Source organism: Chitinimonas lacunae (assembly GCF_042650885.1).
GTDB lineage: Bacteria > Pseudomonadota > Gammaproteobacteria > Burkholderiales > Chitinimonadaceae > Chitinimonas_A > Chitinimonas_A lacunae.
Map to the genome: position 1 here is coordinate 3,014,041 of NZ_JBHSBU010000001.1, position 22,448 is coordinate 3,036,488.

18 protein-coding genes are annotated in these 22,448 nt (G+C 62.3%); 10 read left to right on the forward strand and 8 right to left on the reverse strand.

Annotated elements, in window-relative coordinates; translation table 11 throughout:
• Nucleotides 1–13 precede the first annotated feature (13 nt).
• Together ACFOW7_RS12930 and ACFOW7_RS12935 are read right to left on the reverse strand one after the other, a co-directional pair.
• Nucleotides 14–1,744, reverse strand: a complete 1,731-nt coding sequence (locus ACFOW7_RS12930; RefSeq protein WP_378164870.1) for a response regulator — start codon at nt 1,742–1,744, stop codon at nt 14–16.
• 112 nt (nt 1,745–1,856) lie between these two features.
• Nucleotides 1,857–4,010 carry a UvrD-helicase domain-containing protein gene (locus ACFOW7_RS12935; protein WP_378164872.1) on the reverse strand — a complete coding sequence of 718 codons (2,154 nt, stop codon included), beginning with the start codon at nt 4,008–4,010 and terminating at the stop codon, nt 1,857–1,859.
• Between the two features lie 220 nt (nt 4,011–4,230).
• On the opposite strand from ACFOW7_RS12935, the gene ACFOW7_RS12940 reads away from it, so the two are divergent.
• The 7 genes from ACFOW7_RS12940 (at nt 4,231) to ACFOW7_RS12970 (ending at nt 11,510) form a co-directional block, all read left to right on the forward strand.
• Entirely contained in the window at nt 4,231–5,547 is a 1,317-nt protein-coding gene (locus ACFOW7_RS12940; protein ID WP_378164874.1) for a hypothetical protein, read from the forward strand.
• A 91-nt stretch (nt 5,548–5,638) separates the two neighbouring features.
• A complete protein-coding gene (locus tag ACFOW7_RS12945; RefSeq protein ID WP_378164876.1) occupies nt 5,639–7,624 on the forward strand; it encodes a ribonuclease catalytic domain-containing protein in 1,986 nt (661 codons plus the stop codon).
• A gap of 143 nt (nt 7,625–7,767) precedes the next feature.
• Complete coding sequence (locus ACFOW7_RS12950) at nt 7,768–8,307, forward strand: hypothetical protein (RefSeq protein WP_378164878.1); 540 nt, start codon at nt 7,768–7,770, stop codon at nt 8,305–8,307.
• A 35-nt stretch (nt 8,308–8,342) separates the two neighbouring features.
• Entirely contained in the window at nt 8,343–9,428 is a 1,086-nt protein-coding gene (gcvT, locus tag ACFOW7_RS12955; protein ID WP_378164880.1) for a glycine cleavage system aminomethyltransferase GcvT, read from the forward strand.
• 194 nt (nt 9,429–9,622) lie between these two features.
• A complete protein-coding gene (locus ACFOW7_RS12960; protein WP_378168033.1) occupies nt 9,623–9,745 on the forward strand; it encodes a hypothetical protein in 123 nt (40 codons plus the stop codon).
• A gap of 219 nt (nt 9,746–9,964) precedes the next feature.
• Entirely contained in the window at nt 9,965–10,612 is a 648-nt protein-coding gene (locus tag ACFOW7_RS12965; protein ID WP_378164882.1) for a DUF484 family protein, read from the forward strand.
• Between the two features lie 7 nt (nt 10,613–10,619).
• The gene (locus ACFOW7_RS12970; protein WP_378164884.1) at nt 10,620–11,510 is read left to right on the forward strand and encodes a tyrosine recombinase XerC; all 891 of its coding nucleotides are present in this window, start codon (nt 10,620–10,622) and stop codon (nt 11,508–11,510) included.
• Nucleotides 11,511–11,954: 444 nt separating this feature from the next.
• Here the strand turns inward: ACFOW7_RS12970 and alkB are convergent, their stop codons facing one another.
• Together alkB and ada are read right to left on the reverse strand one after the other, a co-directional pair.
• The gene (gene alkB / locus ACFOW7_RS12975; protein WP_378164886.1) at nt 11,955–12,596 is read right to left on the reverse strand and encodes a DNA oxidative demethylase AlkB; all 642 of its coding nucleotides are present in this window, start codon (nt 12,594–12,596) and stop codon (nt 11,955–11,957) included.
• The gene (gene ada / locus ACFOW7_RS12980; protein WP_378164889.1) at nt 12,593–13,672 is read right to left on the reverse strand and encodes a bifunctional DNA-binding transcriptional regulator/O6-methylguanine-DNA methyltransferase Ada; all 1,080 of its coding nucleotides are present in this window, start codon (nt 13,670–13,672) and stop codon (nt 12,593–12,595) included. The genes alkB and ada overlap by 4 nt, the downstream gene beginning before the upstream one ends.
• A 195-nt stretch (nt 13,673–13,867) precedes the next feature.
• On the opposite strand from ada, the gene ACFOW7_RS12985 reads away from it, so the two are divergent.
• Nucleotides 13,868–15,487 carry an isovaleryl-CoA dehydrogenase gene (locus tag ACFOW7_RS12985; RefSeq protein ID WP_378164891.1) on the forward strand — a complete coding sequence of 540 codons (1,620 nt, stop codon included), beginning with the start codon at nt 13,868–13,870 and terminating at the stop codon, nt 15,485–15,487.
• A 27-nt stretch (nt 15,488–15,514) separates the two neighbouring features.
• On the opposite strand, the gene ACFOW7_RS12990 is transcribed toward ACFOW7_RS12985, so the two are convergent.
• The 4 genes from ACFOW7_RS12990 to mutM form a co-directional block, all read right to left on the reverse strand.
• A complete protein-coding gene (locus ACFOW7_RS12990) occupies nt 15,515–16,360 on the reverse strand; it encodes a GNAT family N-acetyltransferase (RefSeq protein ID WP_378164893.1) in 846 nt (281 codons plus the stop codon).
• A 119-nt stretch (nt 16,361–16,479) separates the two neighbouring features.
• Nucleotides 16,480–16,959 (reverse strand): H-NS histone family protein, encoded by a 480-nt coding sequence (locus tag ACFOW7_RS12995; protein WP_378164895.1) that lies wholly within the window; start codon nt 16,957–16,959, stop codon nt 16,480–16,482.
• Nucleotides 16,949–18,910, reverse strand: a complete 1,962-nt coding sequence (locus ACFOW7_RS13000) for a dynamin family protein (RefSeq protein WP_378164897.1) — start codon at nt 18,908–18,910, stop codon at nt 16,949–16,951. The genes ACFOW7_RS12995 and ACFOW7_RS13000 overlap by 11 nt, the downstream gene beginning before the upstream one ends.
• Nucleotides 18,911–19,166: 256 nt before the next feature.
• On the reverse strand, nt 19,167–19,997 hold the full coding sequence (mutM, locus tag ACFOW7_RS13005) for a bifunctional DNA-formamidopyrimidine glycosylase/DNA-(apurinic or apyrimidinic site) lyase (RefSeq protein WP_378164899.1): 831 nt from the start codon (nt 19,995–19,997) through the stop codon (nt 19,167–19,169).
• Between the two features lie 81 nt (nt 19,998–20,078).
• Here mutM and ACFOW7_RS13010 point away from each other — a divergent pair, with 81 nt between their 5' ends.
• On the forward strand, nt 20,079–21,887 hold the full coding sequence (locus ACFOW7_RS13010; protein ID WP_378164901.1) for a tetratricopeptide repeat protein: 1,809 nt from the start codon (nt 20,079–20,081) through the stop codon (nt 21,885–21,887).
• Complete coding sequence (lolB, locus tag ACFOW7_RS13015; protein ID WP_378164903.1) at nt 21,884–22,444, forward strand: lipoprotein insertase outer membrane protein LolB; 561 nt, start codon at nt 21,884–21,886, stop codon at nt 22,442–22,444. Before ACFOW7_RS13010 ends, lolB begins: the two co-directional genes overlap by 4 nt.
• Nucleotides 22,445–22,448 lie beyond the last annotated feature (4 nt).

Sequence of the window (22,448 nt, forward strand, 5' to 3'; positions counted from 1 at the left end):
TCAGACAGCCTGATCAGCCAGCAGTGCGAAAACGCCGTTTGGTCAGGGCGTAGGCGTCGCGCAGCTTGAGGTACTTCATGCTGGCAGGTTCGAGCGCCCGTACCCGTTCCAGGTAGTGGTTGGCCAGATGCATATACTCGTCGTGCCAGCCCTTGCGGGTGACGTAGGCCAGCAAGGCGTTGACCGCGTTGAGCATCACCTGGACGTTGGACGGCATCTCGTCGACGGCATGGATGAACAGCTCGACCGCGCCTTCCAGATCGCCGGCCTGGGCTTTGCGCACCGCCTGGTTGTTGACCTCCACGATGGCACGGGCGTTGTCTTCGATCAGTTGCTGGCCCAGATCCGACAGGCCGACGTTATCGTAGACCGCCGCCACCCGTTCGAGCACGGCCGGGTCCTCGTGGTGGTTCTTCAGTACCTTCTGCACCAGCTCGCCACCTTCTGCCTCGTCGCCGACCCGGAAACAGGCTTCGGCCAGTTCCAGCACATATTGATCGGGGAAGCTCGCGCCCGCGCTCTGGAAAGACTGCTTGGCCTTGCCGAGCAGTTGCTGCGCCCGCTCGTTGTTGCCTTGCTTGATGGCGATCTGGCACTCCATCAGATTGGCCAGCATCTCGGCCTTCTGGTCGGCACGGAACTCACGTCTGACCTCGGCGGCGGTCTTGGCGGCTTCCATCACCTCACCTGAGCCGAGCAGTGCCTTGCTCAGGCTCATATAGTCGCCGGCGTCGCGCCAGAACGAGTATTTGGCAATCTGGATGGTCTGCATGAAGGCCTGCTTGGCGGTGTCGAAGTCGCCATTCTTCATCGCCACTTCGCCCAGCTTCTTCTGCCGCTGCACGATGGCCGGTGACAACTCGACCGCGCGCGACAGCACGCCCTGGGCATCCTGGTAGTGATGTTCGGCCTGGTGGATCTTGGCCAGCCAGTCGTAGGCTTCCATGATGCGGTCGTTCTCGGCCAGCAGGCTTTCGAAGATCCGCTTCGATTCGGGGTATTCCTTCAGATGGAACAGCGCCTTGGCCAGGCCCATGCGCGCCCAGGGAATATCGCGCGCGGCCAGCACCGCTTCGAAGGTCTGCCGTGCCAGCGCATAGTCGCCGATCATCAGGGCGATGCGGCCCTTCATGCGCAGAAAGTCGACCACGAACGGGTCTTTCTGCTCGATGCGGTCGTTGCACTCGGCCAGGGCCTTGAAGTAGTCCTGGTTCAGCATGGCGGCGTCGAGCACTTCGAACGACGACTTCTTGCGATAGATGCGGTCGAGCCGCTGTTTGAGCTCTTCGCCGGTGAAGGGCTTGAGGAGATAGTCGTCCGGCGCCATTTCGGCGGCCGAGATTACCATGCGCGAGCGGCGCTCGCCGGTGACGATCATGAAGATGGCCGAGGGTTTGACCAGGTTGTGCAGACGGATTTCTTCGAGCAGATGCAGGCCGTCGTAGCCACGGCCCAGGTCGAAGTCACACAGGATGATGTCGTAATTGCTGCGTTTGATCATGCCCACCGCTTCGGTGGCTCGATGGGCATACTCGATTTTGGTGACGCCGAACGAAGACAGCGTGTTGTTCATGGCCGCCCGCATCTCTTGCAGGGCGTCGATAATCAGAAAACGTTTCTTGCTGTAGTCGACTTCGACCATCGGACCGAGAAAGGTGCGCGACATGCCATCAGGATTGTCTTCTCCTACGGCACGGGAGGCACGCGCAGCGAATAACGCCGAATTGCCGGCCAGTTCTGCCATTTCCCTACTCCCGCTGTACCGGTTTTCCACCGTGGCGTCGTTGCCGGCACAGATGTGTTGCGGTGCCCTGCCAGATCGCAAAAAATTAAATCGCCACAGTACGAATGCACCATCAATTCAACAGTGTAAGTCGCGACTGCGCCAAAGCAAGCCATTTCACCCCTTGTACGCCGAAGTTCACCTGGACATTGACGTTATTGCCGTGGCCATCGAACGCCACCACCACGCCACCGCCGAATTTGGGGTGTTCGACCTGCTGACCGATTCGCAAGCCATGTTCCTGTTCGGCGTTGGAACGCAAAGTTGAGGCCGGCTTGGCCGCAGGCGCGTAGCCACGGTTGAGCCACTTGAGCAGCGCCGCTGGAATCTCGTCGAGAAAGCGCGAGGCAACCGACAGCCGGGTCTGGCCGTGCAGCATGCGGCTCTGCGCCAGGCTCAGATAGAGCCGGCGCCGCGCCCGGGTCAGCGCCACATAGGCGAGCCGGCGCTCCTCTTCCAGCCCCTTGGGGTCGTCGCGGCTGTTGTCGTGCGGAAATAGCCCTTCTTCCAACCCGGTCAGGAAGACCGCATGGAATTCGAGCCCCTTGGCCGCATGGACTGTCATCAGCTGCAAGGCATCCTCGCCGGGCCGGGCCTCGTGCTCACCGGCTTCGAGGCTCGCATGGGCCAGGAAAGCCGTCAGATCGTCCTGGTTCTCCTGCACGAAGGTGGCCGCTGCCGAGATCAGCTGATCGAGGTTCTCCAGCCGCTCCTGCCCTTCCTTCTCGGCCCGGTAATGGTCGAGCAGACCGGCGCGTTCCAGCACCAGCAGGACCTTTTCCGGCAGACGCAGCCCCTCGGCTTCGTGGCGCATCGACTCGATCAGCTGGATAAAGCGCCCCACCGCCGCCGCGCTACGGCCCGCTCCACCCGAACAGGCCGCCAGCCACAGGCTGGTGCCGGTCCCGCGCGCCGTCTCCTGCAACAGCTCCAAGGTACGGTTGCCGATGCCGCGCGCCGGAAAATTGATCACCCGCAATAGCGCATTGTCGTCCTCGGGATTGGCCAGCAGACGCAGATAGGCAAGCGCATGCTTGATTTCCTGCCGCTCGAAAAAGCGCAGGCCGCCATAGACGCGGTAAGGGATGGCCGCCTGGAACAGGGCGTGTTCGAGCACGCGCGACTGGGCGTTGGAGCGGTACAGCACGGCAATATCGGCCAGGCTCTGGCCATCGCGCCGCATCTGCTTGACCTCGTCGACCACAAAACCCGCCTCTTCGAAGTCCGACGCCGCCTCATAGACCCGCAGCGGTTCGCCGGGCGGGGCCTCGGTCCAGAGATTCTTGCCGAGCCGGCTGCGGTTATGCGCAATCAGCGCGTTGGCGGCATCGAGAATATTGCCGTGCGAGCGGTAGTTCTGTTCCAGCCGGATCACCGTCTCCACCCGGAAGTCGCGCTGGAAGTCATGCATATTGCCGACATTGGCACCGCGGAAGGCATAGATCGACTGATCGTCGTCACCCACGGCAAACACCGCCGCGCTCTGGCCCTCGGCTGCCGCCGAGCCTTCGGGTTCCTTGCCCGCCAGCAGCTTGAGCCATTGGTATTGCAGCCGGTTGGTGTCCTGGAACTCGTCGATCAGGATATGGCGGAAACGCGCCTGATAATGGCCACGCAGCGCCGCGTTGTCGCGCAGCAGCTCATAGCTGCGCAGCAGCAGCTCGGCGAAATCGACCACCCCTTCGCGGCGGCACTGCCGTTCGTACTCCTCGTAGAGCTGGCGCTGCATCCGGCTGTAATCGTCGTGCGCGGCCACGGCGTCGGGCCGCAGTCCTTCTTCCTTGTTGCCATTGATGTAATAGGTCAGTTCGCGCGGCGGGTATTTCTCGTCGTCGACATTGAGCGCCTTGAGCAGCCGCTTGACCGCGGCCTGCTGGTCGGCCGAATCCATGATCTGGAACGCCTCGGGCAGGCCGGCATCGCGCCAGTGCAGGCGCAGAAAGCGGTTGCACAGGCCATGGAAGGTACCGATCCACAAGGTGCGTGCATTGATCGGCAGCTGGGCGCTGAGCCGGGTCAGCATTTCCTTGGCCGCCTTATTGGTAAAGGTGACGGCCAGCACTCCATGCGGCCCGATCTGACCGGTGGACAGCAACCAGGCGATCCGGGTGGTCAGCACCCGGGTCTTGCCGGACCCGGCCCCCGCCAGAATCAGCGCCGACACAGGCGGCAAGGTGACGGCAGCAAGTTGCTCAGGATTGAGACCTTCTAGCAGCGTGGCGGACATGGCGGGCTCGGCGGGGCAAAATGGGCATTTTAACAAGGTCCCCGCTGCTGCCGGAGCACCAGGACACGCAAATGGTGCGTAAGAGCGCGAGTCCGGGTGGAAAACCGCTGATAGCCATTCCGCCGACCGCTTTATGACAATATAATTTCCAGCTCAGCACCACGTTGATAACTGTGGATACCTATTGCATGCCCATTGACTTACGATGCGTCAACGACTTATGAATGCTGCTATACCGACGATCACCAGGCTGCCACCGCCAGCCACCAGCGACGATAAACATGGCTTCAGCCTGATTGAGCTGTTCTTTATCGTGTTGATGTTTCTGATTGCCACTGTGGGGCAGGATCGGATCGAAAACTATCTGTCCCGCCAGTACGGCGTACCGGTCAGCATGATGCAGAGCGATCTGCGCCAACTGATCCAGCTCAAAGCCAGTCTGTTTCTCTGTGCCCTGCTGGTCCTGGCCCGGCCGGTGCGTCAGCAGCTCTATAAGCTAACCCAGCTATGGAGCCGTCGTGCCCTGATACAGTCGGCGCTGATCATGCTGATCCTGTACCTTTTGAGTAGCCATATCCTGCCCCTCAATCTGGGCTTTGCCTACCAGCATGTCTCCATCGATCCATTCAACCAGCCCACCAACTGGCTCTACCGTCGGCTCCTGAACCCCACGCTGGCCTACTACCTACATCTCGATGGCATGCTGTTCCCGATCTATACGGCGGGGCTAAGCTGGCTATCGATCGCTCTGGTGATCAGCACACTGGATCGCCTATTGCCGGGCAAGATTAGCTTTCTGGAAAAGCTCGCGCTCGCCACTTGTGCGTTTGTGATCTATCAGTTCCAGATTCCTGGCTATCCGGACACCCTGGTCCTCTTGCTTGGGCTGATGTTATGGCAGGGTGACCTAAGTGCCAGGGCACAGCGCTTGCTCATCGTATTGCTGCTACTGACCCATGAGGCCCTCGGGCTAGTGGTGGTGCTGTCGCTGCTGCCACGCCTGCAAAAACCCGTTTGGATCATAACCATTCTGGCTGCCTATGGCGCCTGTATGGCCTTGAATTTCGGCTTCGACATCGAGGCGCTGCTGCGTAAACAATCGGTACTGCGCGACCCGACCAACCTCTATCCGCTCGAGGCGTTCAAATCGTCTCAGCAACATCCCGAACGCTTGCTGGCGGCTCTGTTGATCGCCTACAAACTGGCGTGGGTGAGCATAGGTCGTGGCGCCATGCTGGCGTGGCAGGCCGGACAGAAACAGGATGTATGGCTTATCGTGGCGCCTATCGCTCTGGCGGGAGCCCAGATGATTATCGCTAGCGATATCAGCCGGCTGGGCGGGATGGGCTTTATCGGGGTACTGCTGAGTTATGCCTGGTTCGCCTCACGCACCTCACCCTCGATAAGACGCTGGTGGGCCCTTGGTCAACTGGCCATCCCCTCGTTCTATATCGCTTCTGATGTGGGGATGGTTCATTTCCCCGGGCTGTATGGTCGAATGATCGTGCTGTTTACCGGTGGACAGTCACTGATTTAGTGCGTCAAACAGTTGAAACCGTGGGGAAATCCGGCGCGACTTGGCTTCGGGGCTTCGTTATAATTCGTTTCTTGCCTAATAGCGGTTCCCCATGAACGTATTCTACGAAGAAGACGGCGGCTTCAAGGTCGGCGCCATCATGAGCGAGTCTGAAGCCTCGCTCCAGGTCGAAGCGGCGAGCGGCAAACGCTCCAAGATCAAGGCGGCTGCCGTGCTGCTGCGCTTTGACAAGATCGGCCTCAACGATTTCCTGCCGCAGGCGCAGACCGTGGCCGACGGCCTCGACCTCGATTTCCTGTGGGAATGCAGCGGCGGCGAGGAATTCGGCTTTATGGACCTCGCCCGTGAATACTACGGCGCTGCGCCAAGCCCGACCGAGGCGGCTGCGATGGCGATCCGCCTCCATTCGGCGCCGATGTATTTCTATCGCAAGGGCAAAGGCCGCTACAAGGCTGCTCCCGAAGACAATCTCAAGGCCGCCAAGGCCGGCCAGGAACGCAAACAGCGCGAAACCGCCCAGATCGAACAATGGTCGCAGGCCCTGCTTGCCGGCGAACTGCCCGAGCCGATCCGTGCCCAGCAGCGCATGCTGCTGCACCGTCCCGACAAGAACACCATCGAATGGAAAGCCGTCGCCCTGGCGGCCGAAAACGCCCAGTTGTCGCCGCTGCGTCTCCTGGCCCGCTGCGGCGCCATTCCCGATATCGAAGCCTATTTCCTCGATGGCTTCCTGACCGAATATTTCCCCAAGGGCACCGGTTTCCCGGCCATCGAACTGCCGCCGCCACCGAGCGGCCTGCTCAATGCAGACGTGGTCGCCTTCTCGATCGACGACTCGGCCACCACCGAGATCGACGACGCCTTCTCGGTGGTCCGGCTCGACAACGGCAATTGGCGCGTCGGCGTGCATATCGCCGCCCCGACCCTGGGCGTGGAAGCCGGCTCGGCGCTTGAGCAGGTGGTGCTGCAAAGGCTCTCCACCGTCTATATGCCGGGCAACAAGATCACCATGCTGCCCGACGCCGTGGTCGAAGCCTTTACCCTCGCCGAGGGCCGCGACTGCGCGGCCTTGAGCCTCTACCTCGAAGTCAGCCCTGAATTCGAACCGCTGGGCCATCACAGCCGGGTGGAGCGAGTGCATATCGGCGCCAATCTGCGCCATGACGCGATCGAGCCGTTCTTCAACGAACAATCGGTCAAGGAACCTGAATCCGGTCCCGACTATCCCTACAAGCAGGAACTGCTGCTGCTATGGCGCCTTGCCAACCGGCTCGAGGAAAAACGCGGCAAGGCCGACCCGAACCGGGTCGAGCGGCTCGACTACAGCTTCCGCATCGACACTGATGCCACGGGCCAGCGCCACGTGGCGATCGAGCCGCGCCGGCGTGGCAGTCCGATGGACAAGCTGGTGGCCGAGCTGATGATCTATGTCAACAGCGAGTGGGGCAAACTGCTGGCCGAGCAGGGGGTGGCAGCGATCTATCGTGCCCAGAACGCCGGCCGGGTCCGGATGACCACCCAGCCGGCTCCGCACGTCGGACTCGGAGTCGCCCAATACGCCTGGGCCAGTTCGCCCCTGCGCCGCGCCGTCGACTTTATCAACCAGCAGCAGCTGGTGGCCCTGCTCGACGCCGAAACACCGCGCTATGCCCGCAACGATCCGATGCTGTTTGCGGCGATGCGCGATTTCGACCAGACCTACAACGCCTACGCCGATTTCCAGGCCAAGATGGAACGTTACTGGTGCCTGCGCTGGCTTGAGCAGGAAAACATCAGCGAACCGACCGCCACCGTGCTCAAGGAAAACCTGGTGCGGTTCGACGGTCTGCCGCTGGTGGCCCGGATCGCCGGTCTGCCCGAGCTGCCGCGTGGCACCCCGGTGCGGTTGCAGCGGGTCGGCATCGACTACCTCGACCTGGCGCTCGAGTGCCGCCTGCTGTCGGCCGGCGAGCCGGTGGCGCTGCTGCCTGACGAAGAGGAAGAACTGAGCGCCAACGAAGAGGCAGAAGCCGCCGCCGAGGCCGCTGAAACCGAACTCGCCTCGGCCGCGACCGATACGCCGCCTGAGGCTGCCTGATCCGAAACGGGCGGGCTGCGGCTCGCCTGTTTCTTCTGGTCATTTATATGACTAAAACGCGCAAGACATGTAGCGCGATATAAAGAAAAATAAAAATAACCAACACCCGCGTTGTCCATGCTTCACCTTACGGGTTATGTACCATGCAAGCCAGCCGTCTCGATAGTTTCCTCCCTGTGCGTTTTCGCAATGGCACGGTGATCAAGCAGTTCTCCAAGCCTTGCGTGCACTGCGGTGCCATGCTGCACGCCCGCCATATGCATGGCGTGGCCCGGCTGATCGACGACCGGCTGGCGCTGGCGGCCACGGCCGACTGCCCCGAATGCCATCGCCGCTTTGGCGTCGCCTGCGTGATCGACCACGATAAGCGGGTGCGGCGGGTCACCGTACCGGCCTGGCTGTTCAGCGGCTATCTGCGCCTGTTGCCGGAACAACCGGGGGAGAAGGCGGCGCGCGATATGGCGCTACAGACCGTCCGTGAGGAAAGCCCGCCGACGCCAGCACCAGCCGTCGACTATCCACGCGCCGACACCTATGTCGGCCGTTACCGCGATCTGCCGATCCCGGCCTATATCGTGGTGGACGGTCGTCAGGTGCCGTTCGATCGGGTCGAGCCGCAGGGTCGGATCGGCCAGGGGGAATTCCTGCTCGACGGCTGCTTCGTCTATAAGCCGGCGCCTTAGACGCGCCTTTCCACGCTCCACCACGAGGACACAACATGCCCCAACGCACCGCTCTGTTCGACGCCCACCTCGCCGCCGGCGGCAAGATGGTCGATTTCGCCGGCTGGGAAATGCCGATCAACTACGGCTCGCAGATCAAGGAACACGAAGCCGTGCGCGGCGATGCCGGAATGTTCGATGTCTCCCATATGACTGCCGTCGATATCAGCGGCAGTGATGCCACCACCTTCATGCGTCGGCTGATCGCCAACGATGTGGCCAAGCTGGGTTTCGAAGGCAAGGCGCTCTACTCAGGCATGCTGAACCATGAGGGTGGGGTGGTGGATGATCTGATCGTCTACCGCACCCAGTGGGGCTATCGGGTGGTGATCAACGCCGGCACCACCGACAAGGATCTGGCCTGGATGGGCCGTCAGGCCGAAGGTTTCTCGGTCAGCCTGACGCCCCGGCGCGATCTGGGCATCGTGGCGGTACAGGGTCCGAATGCCCTGATGCGTGTCAAGTCGGCCAAGCCTGAAGCGGCTGCGCTGATCGAGTCGCTCCAGCCCTTCGTCGGCCAGCCGCTGGGCGACTGGTTTATCGCCCGCACCGGCTATACCGGCGAAGATGGGCTGGAAATCATGGTGCCGGTCGGCGAAATCACCGGCTTCTGGAATGCCCTGCTCGCCGCCGGGGTGGTGCCGGCCGGTCTTGGCGCACGCGATACGCTGCGGCTGGAAGCGGGAATGAACCTGTACGGCAACGAGATGGACGACAGCGTGTCGCCGCTCAAGGCCGGCATGGGCTGGACCGTGGCCTGGGAGCCGGCCGAGCGCGACTTCATCGGCCGTGAAGCGATCGCGGCGGAAAAGGCAGCGGGCCTGAGCCAGAAACAGGTCGGCCTGGTGTTCGAAGGCAAGGGTGTACTGCGTTCGCATATGCGCGTGGTCACTCCGTCCGGCGACGGCGAAATCACCTCGGGCACCTTCTCGCCCACACTGAAGATCTCGATCGCCATGGCCCGGGTGCCGGCAGCGGTCAAGGTCGGCGATACGATCGAAGTCGATGTACGCGGCAAGCTCGAACCGGCACGGGTGGTGAAGATGCCGTTTGTGCGCAATGGCAAGAAGGTGTACGAGTAAGTCTTCCAAAGGTCCGCGAGTCAATGGCAGGACAGACTCGCGGATCCTTGCCGGCCACCGCACTTTCTCTGCCTGGCCGCCAACAAACCCTTCCCTCGTTTCTCGTGACCGTCAGCCTGTCCTACGCTATCGACAGCCACTGCCGGTAACATCGGACCTCGTTTGCCTCAATCTGGTCAACCAGCCCAGCACGGATTGCCAGCCCGTATCCCGCTTATGACCAGCCCTTGTACGGTTCACTCGGCGCGCTCGAGATCGGCTTGGCAACGATACGCACCGAATGTCGCCGCTTCGATGCCTGGTTACAGCGACTCTAAGCATTGTCTAACTGAGCATCGACGGCTCCCTCACGCAGAAAAAATGAGCGAAAACAGGAGATTCCTGCGCTGGCCCACCTGTTTTTCCGGGGGATCTAGCGAAAACGCTAGATTTTCCCGACGCTCGACGGCTGCCGCCCCAGCACCCGCTGAAGACGCGGTGTATAGTTGGACACGGCGCCCCTGCCGCGCCTTTCCCAACCACCTACCCCGCCTGCCATGCAAGCCAACGATATCGCTGCCTACCTACAGCAGAACCCGCAATTCTTCGAAGACTACGCCGACCTGATCGCCGAGATTTTCATTCCGCATCCGCACGGTGGACGGGCGATTCCGCTGGCCGAGCGGCAGATTCTGACGCTGCGCGAGAAGAACAAGCTGCTTGAGACCAAGCTGGCCGAGCTGCTGCAATTCGGCGAGGAAAACGACCAGATCGGCGACAAGGTCCACAAGCTGTCGCTGGCGCTGCTGCAAGCGCGTGATCTGGCCGCTGTGCTGGGCACCTTGCAATACCATTTGCAGGAACATTTCCGCATTCCCCAGCTGGCGGTCCGGCTGTGGGGTGGCGAGCGCGACGAGACGCTGACGGAATTCAGCCCGGTCAGCCCCGATGTGCCGACCCTCGCCAACAGCCTGCCCACGCCTTACTGCGGCCCGTATGTCACCGATGAGGTGCTGTCCTGGTTTGGCGATGCCGCAGGTCATGCCAAATCGTTTGCCCAGGTGGCGCTACGGGTCGACCGGCCGTTCGGGCTGATGGTGCTGGCCTCACCCGATCCGCAGCGCTTCTATCCCGAAATGGGCACGCTGTATCTGGCCCGTATCGGCGAACTGGCCTCGGCGGCGCTGGCCCGTTGTCTCGATTGATCCGGCCATGACCCCCTACCAGCGACTCGAACGCTTTCTCGACGGCGAACACGGCAAAAGCCGCGCCACCCGCGATGCCTACCTGGCCGATGCCCGTCTGCTGCTTGAACTGGCCGCCGGCCGGCCGCTCGACAGCCTGACCAGCGAAGATATCCGCGGCTTTGTGCGCAATCTGCGCAGCCGTGGCCAGGAACCGCGTTCGATCGCGCGTCGCCTGTCGGCCTGGCGTGGCTGGTTCCGGTTGCTACAGCGTGAGATGGGCTATCCGACCAATCCGGCCCAGGGCGTTCGGGCGCCCAAGATGGCCAAGAAGCTGCCGCGCCCGCTTGGCACCGATGAAACCGCCGGTTTTCTCGATGCCCTGCCCGAAGACGAACCGCTGGGCCTGCGCGACAAGGCGATGTTCGAGCTGGCCTATTCCTCGGGTCTGCGCGTGTCAGAATTGGTCGGGGTCGATATGACCGATTTCGAAGAGAACGGCAGCATGCTGCGGGTACGCGGCAAAGGCGACCGTGAACGCCGCGTGCCGGTCGGCGTGCGGGCGCGCCAAGCCGTTGCCGCCTGGTGCGCCCAGCGCCAGACCCTGGTCGACCGCGACCAGCAGGCGCTGTTCGTCAGCCGACGCGGCCGGCGCATCGGCGTCGGAGCCGTACAGAAGCGGCTGGCTGACTGGGCCATCAAGCTCGGCATCCATGATCGCCTCCATCCGCACCGACTGCGTCATGCCTGTGCCAGCCATTTCCTCCAGTCAAGCGGCGATCTGCGCGCTACCCAGGAGTTGCTGGGCCATCAGAGCCTTGCCAGCACCCAGGTCTATACCCATCTCGACTTTCAGCATCTGGCCCGGGTCTACGACGCCACGCATCCGCGAGCCAAAGAGAAGAAAGAGGAGCAGTAGACGGAAAGAATATATAATTAAAATTTTCTGCAAAATCACTGCAAGCAAAGTTGGCAAATATGTTTGATTTATAAAAAATCATCCCTAATACCAACTATCAGACCCTCTCTCCGCGTCCACGCTGCTTGCCACAGTCATGGCAACGGATACCCAGCATCCAGCGTCACCACTCCCCTCGCAAGCCAGCACCTCAACGCACCCAGTCCGCGTGACACTCTGCGCCTATCCCTCTAGATCGGTGTCACCAGCAACGTTGGTTGATCGGTCTGGATCTGACGCGCTGTGTTCGGCCCCTCTGACCCCAGGTTTTCCGGAACTGCACCAGCAGCCAATTCGGCGTCGCGTGTCCAGACCTCAAAGCGCAGGCATACAGCGCTCCACCAGGTCTGGCGCCGCCGATTTCAATGGAAATGCCCTAAGGACACAGCAGCGCTTGCTGTCTCCTCAGCCAGCACGGCGGAAGGTCAGGTTGATCCGGCAGTCACCGGTCAATGGATGCCTGCCGGGCTTGAGCGGCAGCACGCCGTGGTAGCGCAGCCTGGCCGGGCCGCCCCATACCACGACGTCACCATGCTGCAGCGGCAACCGGGCAGTCTGCTCGTCGCGGCGGTTGCCACCGAACAGGAACACGGCCGGCAGCCCCAGCGATACCGAGACGATGGGCTGGCTGAAATCGCGTTCGTCGCGGTCCTGGTGCAGGGACAGCCGGGTGCCGGCGCGGTAGCAGTTGATCAGGCAGGCGTCGGGGGCAAAGTCGGGATAGCCCGCCGCCACTGCCGCAGCCCGGGCCAGCCTGTCGAACACGGCCGGCAGCGGCGGCCAGGGCTGGCCGCTGTGCGGGTCGAGCCGGTCATAGCGGTAGCCGCGCCGGTCGGCCACCCAGCCGTAGTCGCCGCAATTGCTCATCGCCACCGACATACGCAAGCCGCCCGGGATTTCCATATGGCGCCAGGGCGCGGCGGCTGTGATCGATTCGATGGCGGCCACCAGCACCGGGGCATCGACGAGCGCAAAGCCGCGCAACAGCCAGGCGCCTGGCGCCAGCAATTCGGCGCCGTCGCTCTCGGCAAACAGATCGAGCGTCATGACTGGGCCTCACGTTCCAACAGCGCACGCTTGCGCTCCACCCCCCAGCGGTAGCCCGACAGGCTGCCGTCCTGGCGCAGCACGCGGTGGCAGGGGATGGCCACCGCCAAGGCATTGGCGGCGCAAGCCTGGGCCACGGCCCGTACCGCCCTAGGTGCGCCGATACGCTCGGCGATCTCGCTGTAGCTGGCCGTTTCGCCCGGTGGAATCTTGCATAGCGCCTGCCATACCCGTTGCTGGAAGGCCGTCCCACGGACATCGAGCGGCAGCGCAAGCCCCAGTGCCGGCGCTTCGACAAAGCCCACCACCTGGGCCACCAGCTGTTCGAACGCCGCATCGCCACCAAGCAGTTCAGCGTGCGGAAAGCGGTCTTGCAGATCGCGCAGCAGCCGGTCCGGATCGTCACCCAGCAAGATCGCACACAGCCCTCGTTCACTCTGCGCGACCAGGATGGCTCCGAGCGAGCATTGGCCGACGGCGAAGCGGATCGCCACCTGCACGCCGCCTGCCCGGTAGGTGGTGGGCTTCATGCCTAATACCTGGTCGGTTGCCGCATAGAAACGGGCGTTGGACTGATAGCCGGCGTCGAACGCGGCGGCGGTCACGCTGCTGGCCTCGCCCAACCGTTCACGCAACCTTGCCGCGCGCTGGGCAGCGGCGTACTGGCGCGGGGTGAGGCCAGTGTTGGCCTTGAACAGACGGTGGAAGTGATAGCGGCTGAGGCCAGCCTGCTGGGCCAGGGTATCGAGACTGGGCATCTCCTCGGCCGTCTCGATCAAACGACAGGCCGCCGTCACCACCGCCGCGTGCTGCGCCGTCAGCGGGGGCTGGTCGGGACGGCAGCGCTTGCAAGGTCGGAAGCCGGCACGCTCGGCCTCTTCGCGACTGCCATGGAAAGTGACATGGCCCGGACGGGCCTGACGGGCCGGGCAGGATGGCCGGCAATACACCCCCGTGGTAGCGACCGAGTAATAGAACAGGCCATCGCAGGCAGCATCGCGTGCCTTGACCGCCGCCCAGCGCGGATCACGCTCGGTGGCGGCGGCCTGGATGGCATATTTGCTGGCGGCATTCATCGTGACTTCCCTTCTTACTGGCGATGAAACGCACTCTATCGACGGCGTGAACAGCCCGCACTCCGCTGCTTGCTTTCAAATTCGACCGTGTGAACACCTGAGTTGGTCTATCAATCGATCGGGCAGCCCACTGCCCGACAAACGGCCAAGCGCTTGCTAGACTGAACCGATTTTCCCGCCACAAGAGGAGACAATATGAGCTGGCCCACCCATCAAGTAAGCAATCAATCGCCCCCGCTGGTCGATTACAACCTGTTCGACACCGATCCGGCCCTGCGCGAGGGACTGAGCCGCGAAGGCGCTGCCTGGGCCGCCCCGGCGTTGGCGACGCTGGGCGCCGAACTGGGCCGGGCCGATCGGCTCGATCTCGGGCGACTGGCCAATCATTATCCGCCTGAATTGCGCGCCTTCGACCAGAAGGGTTTCCGGATCGATCAGGTGGAATTCCACCCGGCCTGGCATGCCTTGATGCAGGGTATCGTTGAAAACGGTTTTCACAGCAGCCCCTGGGCCGAACCCCGGCCAGGTGCCCATGTGGCGCGCGCAGCCGGCTATCTGATGCAGGCCCAGGTCGAATCGGGGTCGCTGTGTCCGACCACCATGACCTACGGCTCGATTCCGGCGCTGGCCAAACATCCGCAACTGGCGCGCGACTGGCTTTCCATTTTGTATTCGCGCCATTACGACCCGCGCGATCTGCCGCTCCAGCGCAAGCATGGCGGGCTGATCGGGATGGGCATGACCGAAAAACAGGGCGGTTCCGATGTGCGCAGCAATGCCACGGTGGCGGTCGCCGACGGCGAAGGCTGGCGTCTGACCGGCCATAAATGGTTTTTCTCGGCGCCGCAGTGCGATGCCCACCTTGTGCTGGCCCAGACCGAGGCCGGGCTCTCCTGCTTCGTCGTGCCGCGCTGGCAGCCCGATGACAGCCGTAATCCCGTGCTGATCCAGCGGCTCAAGGACAAGGTCGGCAACCGCTCCAACGCCTCCAGCGAAGTCGAGTTCGCAGGCGCCTGGGGCTGGCTGCTGGGCGAGGCAGGACGCGGCGTTGCCACCATTATCGAGATGGCCACCTATACCCGGCTCGACTGCGTGCTCGGCAGCACCGGCCTGATGCGCCAAGCGCTGGCGCAGGCCGTCCATCACTGCCGCCACCGGCGCGCTTTCGGTGCCCTGCTGATCGAGCAGCCGCTGATGCGCAGCCTGCTCGCCGATCTGGCGCTCGAAGTCGAAGCCTCGATCGCGCTGGCGTTGCGGATGGGGCGGGCTTTCGACAAGCAGGACGACCCCGGCTCCCAGGTCTATCGCCGCGTGGTCACGCCGGTCGCCAAATATTGGGTATGTAAACGGGCCATCACCTTCGCGGCCGAAGCGATGGAAGTGCTGGGCGGCAATGGTTATGTCGAGGATGGCGCTCTGGGCCGACTCTACCGCGAGGCGCCGGTCAATTCGATCTGGGAAGGGTCGGGCAATGTGATGTGTCTCGATCTGATGCGGGCGCTGGCAAAGGAGCCGGAGGCGGTGGATATCCTGGCTGCCGAGCTGGAGCGGCCGCGCGGCCGCCAGGCCGAATACGACCGCCATCTGACCACGCTGCTGACGGCCCTGCGCCGCCCCGACCCGGCCACGGCACGCTGGCTGACCGAGCAACTGGCGCTGGCGCTCCAGGCGGGCCTGCTGATCGAACATGCGCCCGAACCGATCGCTGTGGCTTTCTGCCGCGCCCGCCTTGCCACGCCCGGCTTGCAGTTCGGCGCCCTGGCCGAGCCCGCTGCGGTCGATCTGCTGCTTAACCGGGTGCTGGCAGGGTTCTGAGTAGGCGGAAAGGGTTTCCACCTTGCCCTATGCCAGGATCAGCTCCACCCGCTCGCCGATCGCCTCGAAGCCGAGGCGGCGGTAAAGCGCGTTACTGGTGGGATTGGCCAGATCGGCATCGAGATGGATCTGGCTGACCCCCTGACTTTGCAGATGGCGGCATAGCGCTGCCATCAGCGCCTCGGCATAGCCGCGCCGGCGCCGCTCGGGTGGCGTATAGACGGTGCCGATCCGGGCACAGTCGCCTATCGCGGTGGCCGACGCGACCGCCACGGGCTGGCCGCCCGCTTCCCATATCCAATAGAACGGCTGTGCCCTGGCCAGACGGTCGGCCACATCGGCAGGCAGCCGGGTAGGATCGTCAGCCAGACGGCAATCGTTGATGAAACCCGTTATCCAGCGGCACAGCAGCGCATGATCGGCTGCCGTGCCGGGGCGCATCTGTCCGGGGCCACCCGGCACCTGTGGCGGCCGCTGGAGAACGTATTGGATCAAGGTAAAGCGGCTGCGAAACGGGCGCTTCAGCGCTGCCGCAAAGCCCTGGGCTGCCGATGCCTCAGCGAGCACGCCGCTTGGCACCACGGCCGATTCGCGCAAGGCCGCCGCCAGCGGCGTCAGCGCCTCGACGGGCCACGGCTGGGACAGCAGCACTGTCCGATAAGGCAGTGGTGAATGGATGATGGCGACACCGGCTGGTACCTGGCTCTGATACAGCACCGCAAGCCAGCTTGCCCGAATTGATAAGTTCGCCTCATTCATTCGCTCGATGGCCAGATAGAGCGAGTTATTGGCGGTATGACGTGGCAGCAGCCATTTCAGGCTGGCTGCGCGAAAAGCCGCGAGGTCCTTGAAACAGACAATCTGATAAGTCATTTTGATCGGCCAATAGCTCAGCAATATCAAAACAAAAAGGAAGCCTTAGAGCTTCCTTTTTATTTTTTGCCTACTAGGGTAATCCCTAGTCGACGGGGAATTATCTCAAAGATGGCGTTTTAGATACGCAGATCTTCGAGTTGGCCGCCTTTGGCCAGGTAATCATTGACCCACTGCGGTTTGCGACCACGACCGGTCCAGGTCTGGTTGGCATCAGCCGGGTTCTTGAATTGCGCAGCAACTGGGCCACGCTTGCCGCCGGCACGTTTGCCGCTTTCGGCGCCACCAACCAGTTCGCCCAAGCTAAAACCGCGTTCGGCGGCCAGCTTTTGCAGATCGGACAGCGTGCGTTGACGCTCTTCGACCTTACGATGACTAATCTCGCGATCGAGATCCTTTTGCAATTGATAAAGCTGAGGCAACGTCAGGCCGGACAAATCAACCATTTTAATTACTCCCGGAAGTGCAAAATAGTAGGTTTTTCGATTATGCGGCGAATCATCTGATAATTCAAGTCCGGCTTTTTCGTAACAAAAACAAAACGCCGCATTAAGCGGCGTTTTATCGGTGTGGTGAAGGCTAATCAGATCAGGCTGCACGCACTATTTCGCCACGTTGCATCTCGGCATTCAGTGCATCGTAAGCCCGCTTCAAGTGGCTTTCCAGTTCGCCTAATTGATGCTTGATTGCCGCATCGATCTCATCGAGTTCGTGGATGCGATCTTCCAGCGTATCGGTGGCCTTATGGATACGTTTGACGCTTTCCAGACGACGCCGCAACTGCATTTGATGCTCGCGCACCTGGGTTTCCATCGGTGCCATCACCGCCTTGAGCCAGTTTTCCACATCGCGATTGGCGACTTCATAAACATAGACGACGCGGCTGGCGATGGTTTCGAAAAATTTCCGGGTAAGCTTGCTTTGCGAGGTGGTCAGAATCGCGCCCAGGGTATTGAAATGCTCCTGGAAGCTCTTTTCCAGCCGGGCGATTTCCTTGTGGTACTTCAAGGTGGAAAACGGCGGCGGCGTTACCGTGCCCAGACCGTGCTCCTCGCTGAATTTCTTGTACATCCCTGCCATCATTGCCTGGATTTCAGCGATCTGTTCGGCCGAACGCGAGATATTGGCATTCACGTCCTTGAAGAAACGCTGCATGGCGGCGGTCAATCCCGACGAGAAAGTCGAGCTTTCCATTTCCATACGGATCTTGGTGATCTTGTTCTTCAGTCCATCCATGCCCAGATAGGAAAACAGCACATTGGTCTGCTGGGAAAAAACACTGCGCAGCGCCTGGAAACGCTGCATACCGCGTTCGAAATGGGCTTTTTCCTCCTGGATCTTGTCCAGCATATGTTCGATCACATCGCGGTTCTTGCCGCGCAGTGCGCTCAATTCCTGCAACTGCTCGGCCACCCCGTCACGCCGGGCGGCAAGAATACCGCGCGTGGCCAATACCAGATCTTCGATTTCGGTCTGGGTATTGTCACGAACGATTTCCTGTTTCGACGGAATCAGTTCCTCGGACAAAGCACGTTCGAGATGGATCAGGCGGGTACGGGCAAGCAGCGGCTCATCGTCGTTGATCTTGGCCACCAGACCTTTTTGCGCCGACACCGGAAATACCTGACCCGGTTTGATCCCCAGCAATTGAGCGCTGGTTGCCACCTGCTTGTCGATTTCGGCGTTGATATCGGTTTCGGTTTTGAGGCTGTCCCACAGACCGTCGATCTTGTTCAACACCACAATCCGGCCACGCTGACCACCCTGAGCCTTATTGATATGGTTGCGCCAGACGTCGATATCGGTCTTGGTGACCCCGGTGTCGGCCGCCAGGATAAACAGGATGGCATGGGCATTGGGCAGCAGGTTCAACGTCAGTTCGGGTTCGGTACCGATGGCGTTAAGACCCGGCGTATCGAGAATCACCAGCCCCTGTTTCAGCAAGGGATGGGGGAAATTGATAATGGCATGGCGCCAGCAGGGAATTTCGATCGTGCCATCCTTGGCCGCCAGCCGGTGATCGGGATCCTGCTCGTCATAGAGGCCGTATTTCTTTGCTTCCTCGACACTGACGCGGCGGGTCTGGCCGACCTGCTGGAAGGCCGTCAGCATTGCCTCGCCCGATTCAACGTCGAGCGGGATGGTGGTCCATTCCTCGGGGTAGCGTTTGTATTCGGACGTGGTGGTATCGGTGGAGCGCGTCTCGATCGGCAGCAGCTGGATGGCGTTGGGGCGATCGGGATCGTATTGGAGTTCGGTCGGACACATGGTGGTCCGGCCAGCCGACGAGGGCAGGATGCGCTGCTTATACTCGGCGAAGAAGATGGCATTGATCAGTTCGGACTTGCCGCGCGAGAACTCGGCCACGAAGGCAATATTGAGCTTGTCGTCGCGCAGCTTGTCGAGCAGGTGCTGGATGCGCATATTGGTCTGCGCATCGTTGAGATCCTGCTCCGACAACCAGCGCTGTAGGTCGCCGATCTGCCGGATCAAATTGCCCCGCCACTGGCTGTACGCCTCGAAATCAGCCACCAGATTATCGTGTGCCATGCCGAATTCCCTTTCGCCGGCGCAGGGCCGGGCAGGATACAAATTAATAAGCAATCGACGTTAATTTATCACACTGGCATAGCCATACAAGCACGGCTATCGGCGATTGGGGTCCGCTCTTCCGTTTCATACCCATCAGGCTGTGACCCGCCCCGGTCCCCTGGAACGGCAGACCTAGATCATTGATTTGTCAAAACGGAAGAATTTTTTATTATTCTAATATATATGGCCACTAGTCTTGCAAGCGTTTGTCATCTTATTTTCTAGACAACTGCGGCTGGCAATAGGGGCACCAATAGGTGGAACGTTGTCCCAAGCGAGTCTGGCTGATTGCTTGACCACAACGGTGACAAGGCAGTCCAGCCCGGTCGTAAACGAAATAATGCTGCTGGAAATAACCGGGCTGACCGCTTGAATCGACAAAATCGCGCAGTGTGCTGCCACCGGCGGCAATCGATTCGGTGAGGGTGAGGCGGATGGCGTCAGCCAGTTGCCCGCATTCGGCACGGCTCAACTCCCCCGCCTCGCGCTGCGGTGCAATACCGCAGCGGAACAGGGCTTCGTTGGCGTAAATATTTCCCACCCCGACCACCACCCGGGCGTCCATGATGGCTAGCTTGATAGCCGTACGTCGGCCGGCCAGCGCCTGTTCCAGATAAGCGCCGTCAAAGCCTGCCTCGAGTGGCTCAGGACCGAGGTCTCGCAACAAAGGATGCAGTTCGGCGGGGCCGGGCTGCCACAGGATGGCACCGAAACGGCGCGGATCACGGTAGCGCAGCAAGGCGCTGTCGCTCAGCAGCAGATCGACATGCTCATGCTTTACGGCTGGCGGCGCCTCATGCAGAAAACGCAGGCTGCCCGACATGCCAAGGTGCAGGATCAAATGACCAGTGCCGAGGTCAAACAGCAGATATTTGGCCCGTCGGCCCACCGCCTCGACCGTGCGTCCCGCCACCAGTGCCGCGAGATCGGGCGGTACCGGCCAGCGCAGGCGAGACTCGCGCACCGTGGCGCCGGCAAGGCTTTTGCCAAGCAGGGAAGGCGCGATGCCACGCCGCGTGGTTTCGACTTCGGGAAGTTCTGGCATCGTCTCGGACGGCCGGCTTGTACAGAAAGGAGCGCGGACTATACCATGTCTTCAGGAACATTCTTTTTTACCCCCCTTATCATGCCGATCGCTCCGTTTCGCCGCGCCATGCTGACCTTGTCAGTACTGGCTGCCCTGGCCGGTTGTGCCACCGTGCCGGCGGCACCGGCGGCAAAGCCCTCTGCCCCTGCCCCCGCAGCCCAAGCGGCGCCGCAGCCGGAGGAAGCGGTCGAAGAAACCGCCGATTCCGCACCGGCCCCCACTGCCGAGGCAGAACCCGCCAACAACTATCCCAAACAGCCGCTGACGCCAGAGTTGCTCTACAAGATTCTGGTCGGCGACCTGGCCCACCAGCGCGGCCAAGGTGGCCTGGCCGTCCAGGCCTGGCTCGAAGTCGCCAAGCAGAGCGGCGACCCGCGCGCCGCTCGACGGGCCATGGAAGTGGCCTATGGCGCCGGTCAGATGGAACTGGCCATCGAAGCCGCCAAGCTCTGGCGCGATACCGACCAGGCCGCCGGCCTGTTGCCGCGTCAGACCATGCTGACCCTGCTGCTGCGCGCCAAACGCACCGACGAGGCCGTGGCCGAATTGCTGGCCGTGCTCAACGCCAAGCCCGATGACACCCCGTCGCTGCTGCTCCAGCTTCATACCCTGTGGAACAACCATGTCGATGCCAAGGAAGCGCTGCGGCTGACCCAATTGGTGGCAGGCCATTACCCGCAGCACCCCGAGTCGCAGCTCGCCATTGCCCTGAGCGCCCAGAGTGCCGGCCAGAACGAGGTGGCCCTGGCCGCCGTCGACCGGGCACTGGCGATGAAGCCCGACTGGGAATCGGCCATCGTCTACCGTGCCCGTCTGCTCGACAGCAAAACCGGCACCGCCGCACTCGATTATCTTCGGGCAACCAGCAAGAGCCAGCCCGGCTTGAAGGAAGTCCGCACCGCCCTGGCGCGCGAACTGGTCGAAGCCAAGCAATACATCGAAGCACGCGATGTTTTCGCGGCGCTGGGCCGCACTGATCCGACCGAGATCGAATACGCCGTGGGCGAAGCGCTTGCCGCGATGCAGGGCCGCGACTACCCCGGTGCCGAGCGGGCCTTTCAGCGTGCCCTGACCCTCAATCCCAAGCAGCCGGCCGTCCTGCACTACTACCTCGGCATCGCCGCCGAGGAACAGTGGCGGATGGAAGACGCCATCAAGTATTACGCCCAGGTCGAAGACGGCGAATACGCGGCCCAGGCCAATACCCGGCTGGCCCGCGCCTATGCCAAGCTCGGCCGGCGCGATGAGGCGTTCGCCACCAGTGCCCAGTTGCCGGTCCATACCGAGGCCGACCAGATCGCCAAGGTCCAGGTCGAAGCCCAGGTCTTCCGCGAACTGCGCGAGCTCGACCGGGCGCGCGCCACGCTGGACGAAGGGCTTACCCGTTTTGCCGACAACCCCGAGCTGCTGTACGACCGTTCGCTGATCCTTGAGATGCAAGGTCGGATCGAAGAAGCCGAGCGTGATCTGCGCCGCTATATCGAGCGCAATCCCGACAATGCGCTGGGCCTCAATGCGCTGGGCTATACCCTGGCCAACCGCACCCAACGCTTTGACGAGGCGGAGAAGCTGATCCGTCAGGCGCTTGAGCGCGAGCCGGAGAATCCGGTCATCCTCGACAGCATGGGCTGGCTGGAATTCCGCCGTGGCAATATCAATGAAGCGATCAAATGGCTGGGTCGCGCCTTTGCCGCGATGCCGGACCCCGAGATCGCCGCCCACTACGGCGAGGCGCTATGGCACGCCAACCGGCGCAGCGAAGCGCGCAAGATCTGGGCAGCCGGCAGCAAGCTCGACCCGCGCCATGAGGTATTGGCCGAAACCATGCAGCGGCTGACCAAGCAGTGAGTCCGCGCCATTCCCTGCTCGTCGCGGCCGCCGCCTTATGGCTGGCGGCCTGCGCCACCTTGGAGCGTCCCGCTCCCCCTCCACCGTCCGCCTTGCCCGAACGTTATGCCGTCTCGGGCCGGATCGCCGTCAAAGCCCAGGGCAAAGGCTACAGCGCCCACTTTGGCTGGCGCCATGACAGCACCCGCGATACGGTCGATGTGCGCAACCCCTTAGGACAGGTGGTGGCCCGGCTGGAACTCGGGCCGGACGGGGCAAGGTGGACCGATGCCGATGGCTTGGTGCGCGACGCCGACGATATCGAAAGCCTGACCGAACGCGAACTGGGCTGGCGTCTGCCGGCACGGGGTCTGCGTTTCTGGCTGTTGGGCCTGGCCGACCCGGAGCGGCCGTCGCAATGGGGCGAAGACAACGGCAACCGCCTGCTTGAACAGGACGGCTGGCGCATCAGTTTCCCACCGGCCAATAGCGCCGCGCCCAACCGACTCACCCTGGCCCGTCCCGATCTCGAAGTGCGCATCGCCCTCTACGACTGGCAGCTCGATTCCCTTCCCTGAATAG

Excerpts from the sequence above, each read along its gene's own strand:
- ACFOW7_RS12930 (WP_378164870.1), bottom strand. The coding sequence starts at position 1,744 with ATGGCAGAACTGGCCGGCAATTCGGCGTTATTCGCTGCGCGTGCCTCC.
- ACFOW7_RS12935 (WP_378164872.1), bottom strand. The coding sequence starts at position 4,010 with ATGTCCGCCACGCTGCTAGAAGGTCTCAATCCTGAGCAACTTGCTGCC.
- ACFOW7_RS12940 (WP_378164874.1), top strand. The coding sequence starts at position 4,231 with ATGAATGCTGCTATACCGACGATCACCAGGCTGCCACCGCCAGCCACC.
- ACFOW7_RS12945 (WP_378164876.1), top strand. The coding sequence starts at position 5,639 with ATGAACGTATTCTACGAAGAAGACGGCGGCTTCAAGGTCGGCGCCATC.
- ACFOW7_RS12950 (WP_378164878.1), top strand. The coding sequence starts at position 7,768 with ATGCAAGCCAGCCGTCTCGATAGTTTCCTCCCTGTGCGTTTTCGCAAT.
- gcvT (WP_378164880.1), top strand. The coding sequence starts at position 8,343 with ATGCCCCAACGCACCGCTCTGTTCGACGCCCACCTCGCCGCCGGCGGC.
- ACFOW7_RS12965 (WP_378164882.1), top strand. The coding sequence starts at position 9,965 with ATGCAAGCCAACGATATCGCTGCCTACCTACAGCAGAACCCGCAATTC.
- ACFOW7_RS12970 (WP_378164884.1), top strand. The coding sequence starts at position 10,620 with ATGACCCCCTACCAGCGACTCGAACGCTTTCTCGACGGCGAACACGGC.
- alkB (WP_378164886.1), bottom strand. The coding sequence starts at position 12,596 with ATGACGCTCGATCTGTTTGCCGAGAGCGACGGCGCCGAATTGCTGGCG.
- ada (WP_378164889.1), bottom strand. The coding sequence starts at position 13,672 with ATGAATGCCGCCAGCAAATATGCCATCCAGGCCGCCGCCACCGAGCGT.
- ACFOW7_RS12985 (WP_378164891.1), top strand. The coding sequence starts at position 13,868 with ATGAGCTGGCCCACCCATCAAGTAAGCAATCAATCGCCCCCGCTGGTC.
- ACFOW7_RS12990 (WP_378164893.1), bottom strand. The coding sequence starts at position 16,360 with ATGACTTATCAGATTGTCTGTTTCAAGGACCTCGCGGCTTTTCGCGCA.
- ACFOW7_RS13000 (WP_378164897.1), bottom strand. The coding sequence starts at position 18,910 with ATGGCACACGATAATCTGGTGGCTGATTTCGAGGCGTACAGCCAGTGG.
- mutM (WP_378164899.1), bottom strand. The coding sequence starts at position 19,997 with ATGCCAGAACTTCCCGAAGTCGAAACCACGCGGCGTGGCATCGCGCCT.
- ACFOW7_RS13010 (WP_378164901.1), top strand. The coding sequence starts at position 20,079 with ATGCCGATCGCTCCGTTTCGCCGCGCCATGCTGACCTTGTCAGTACTG.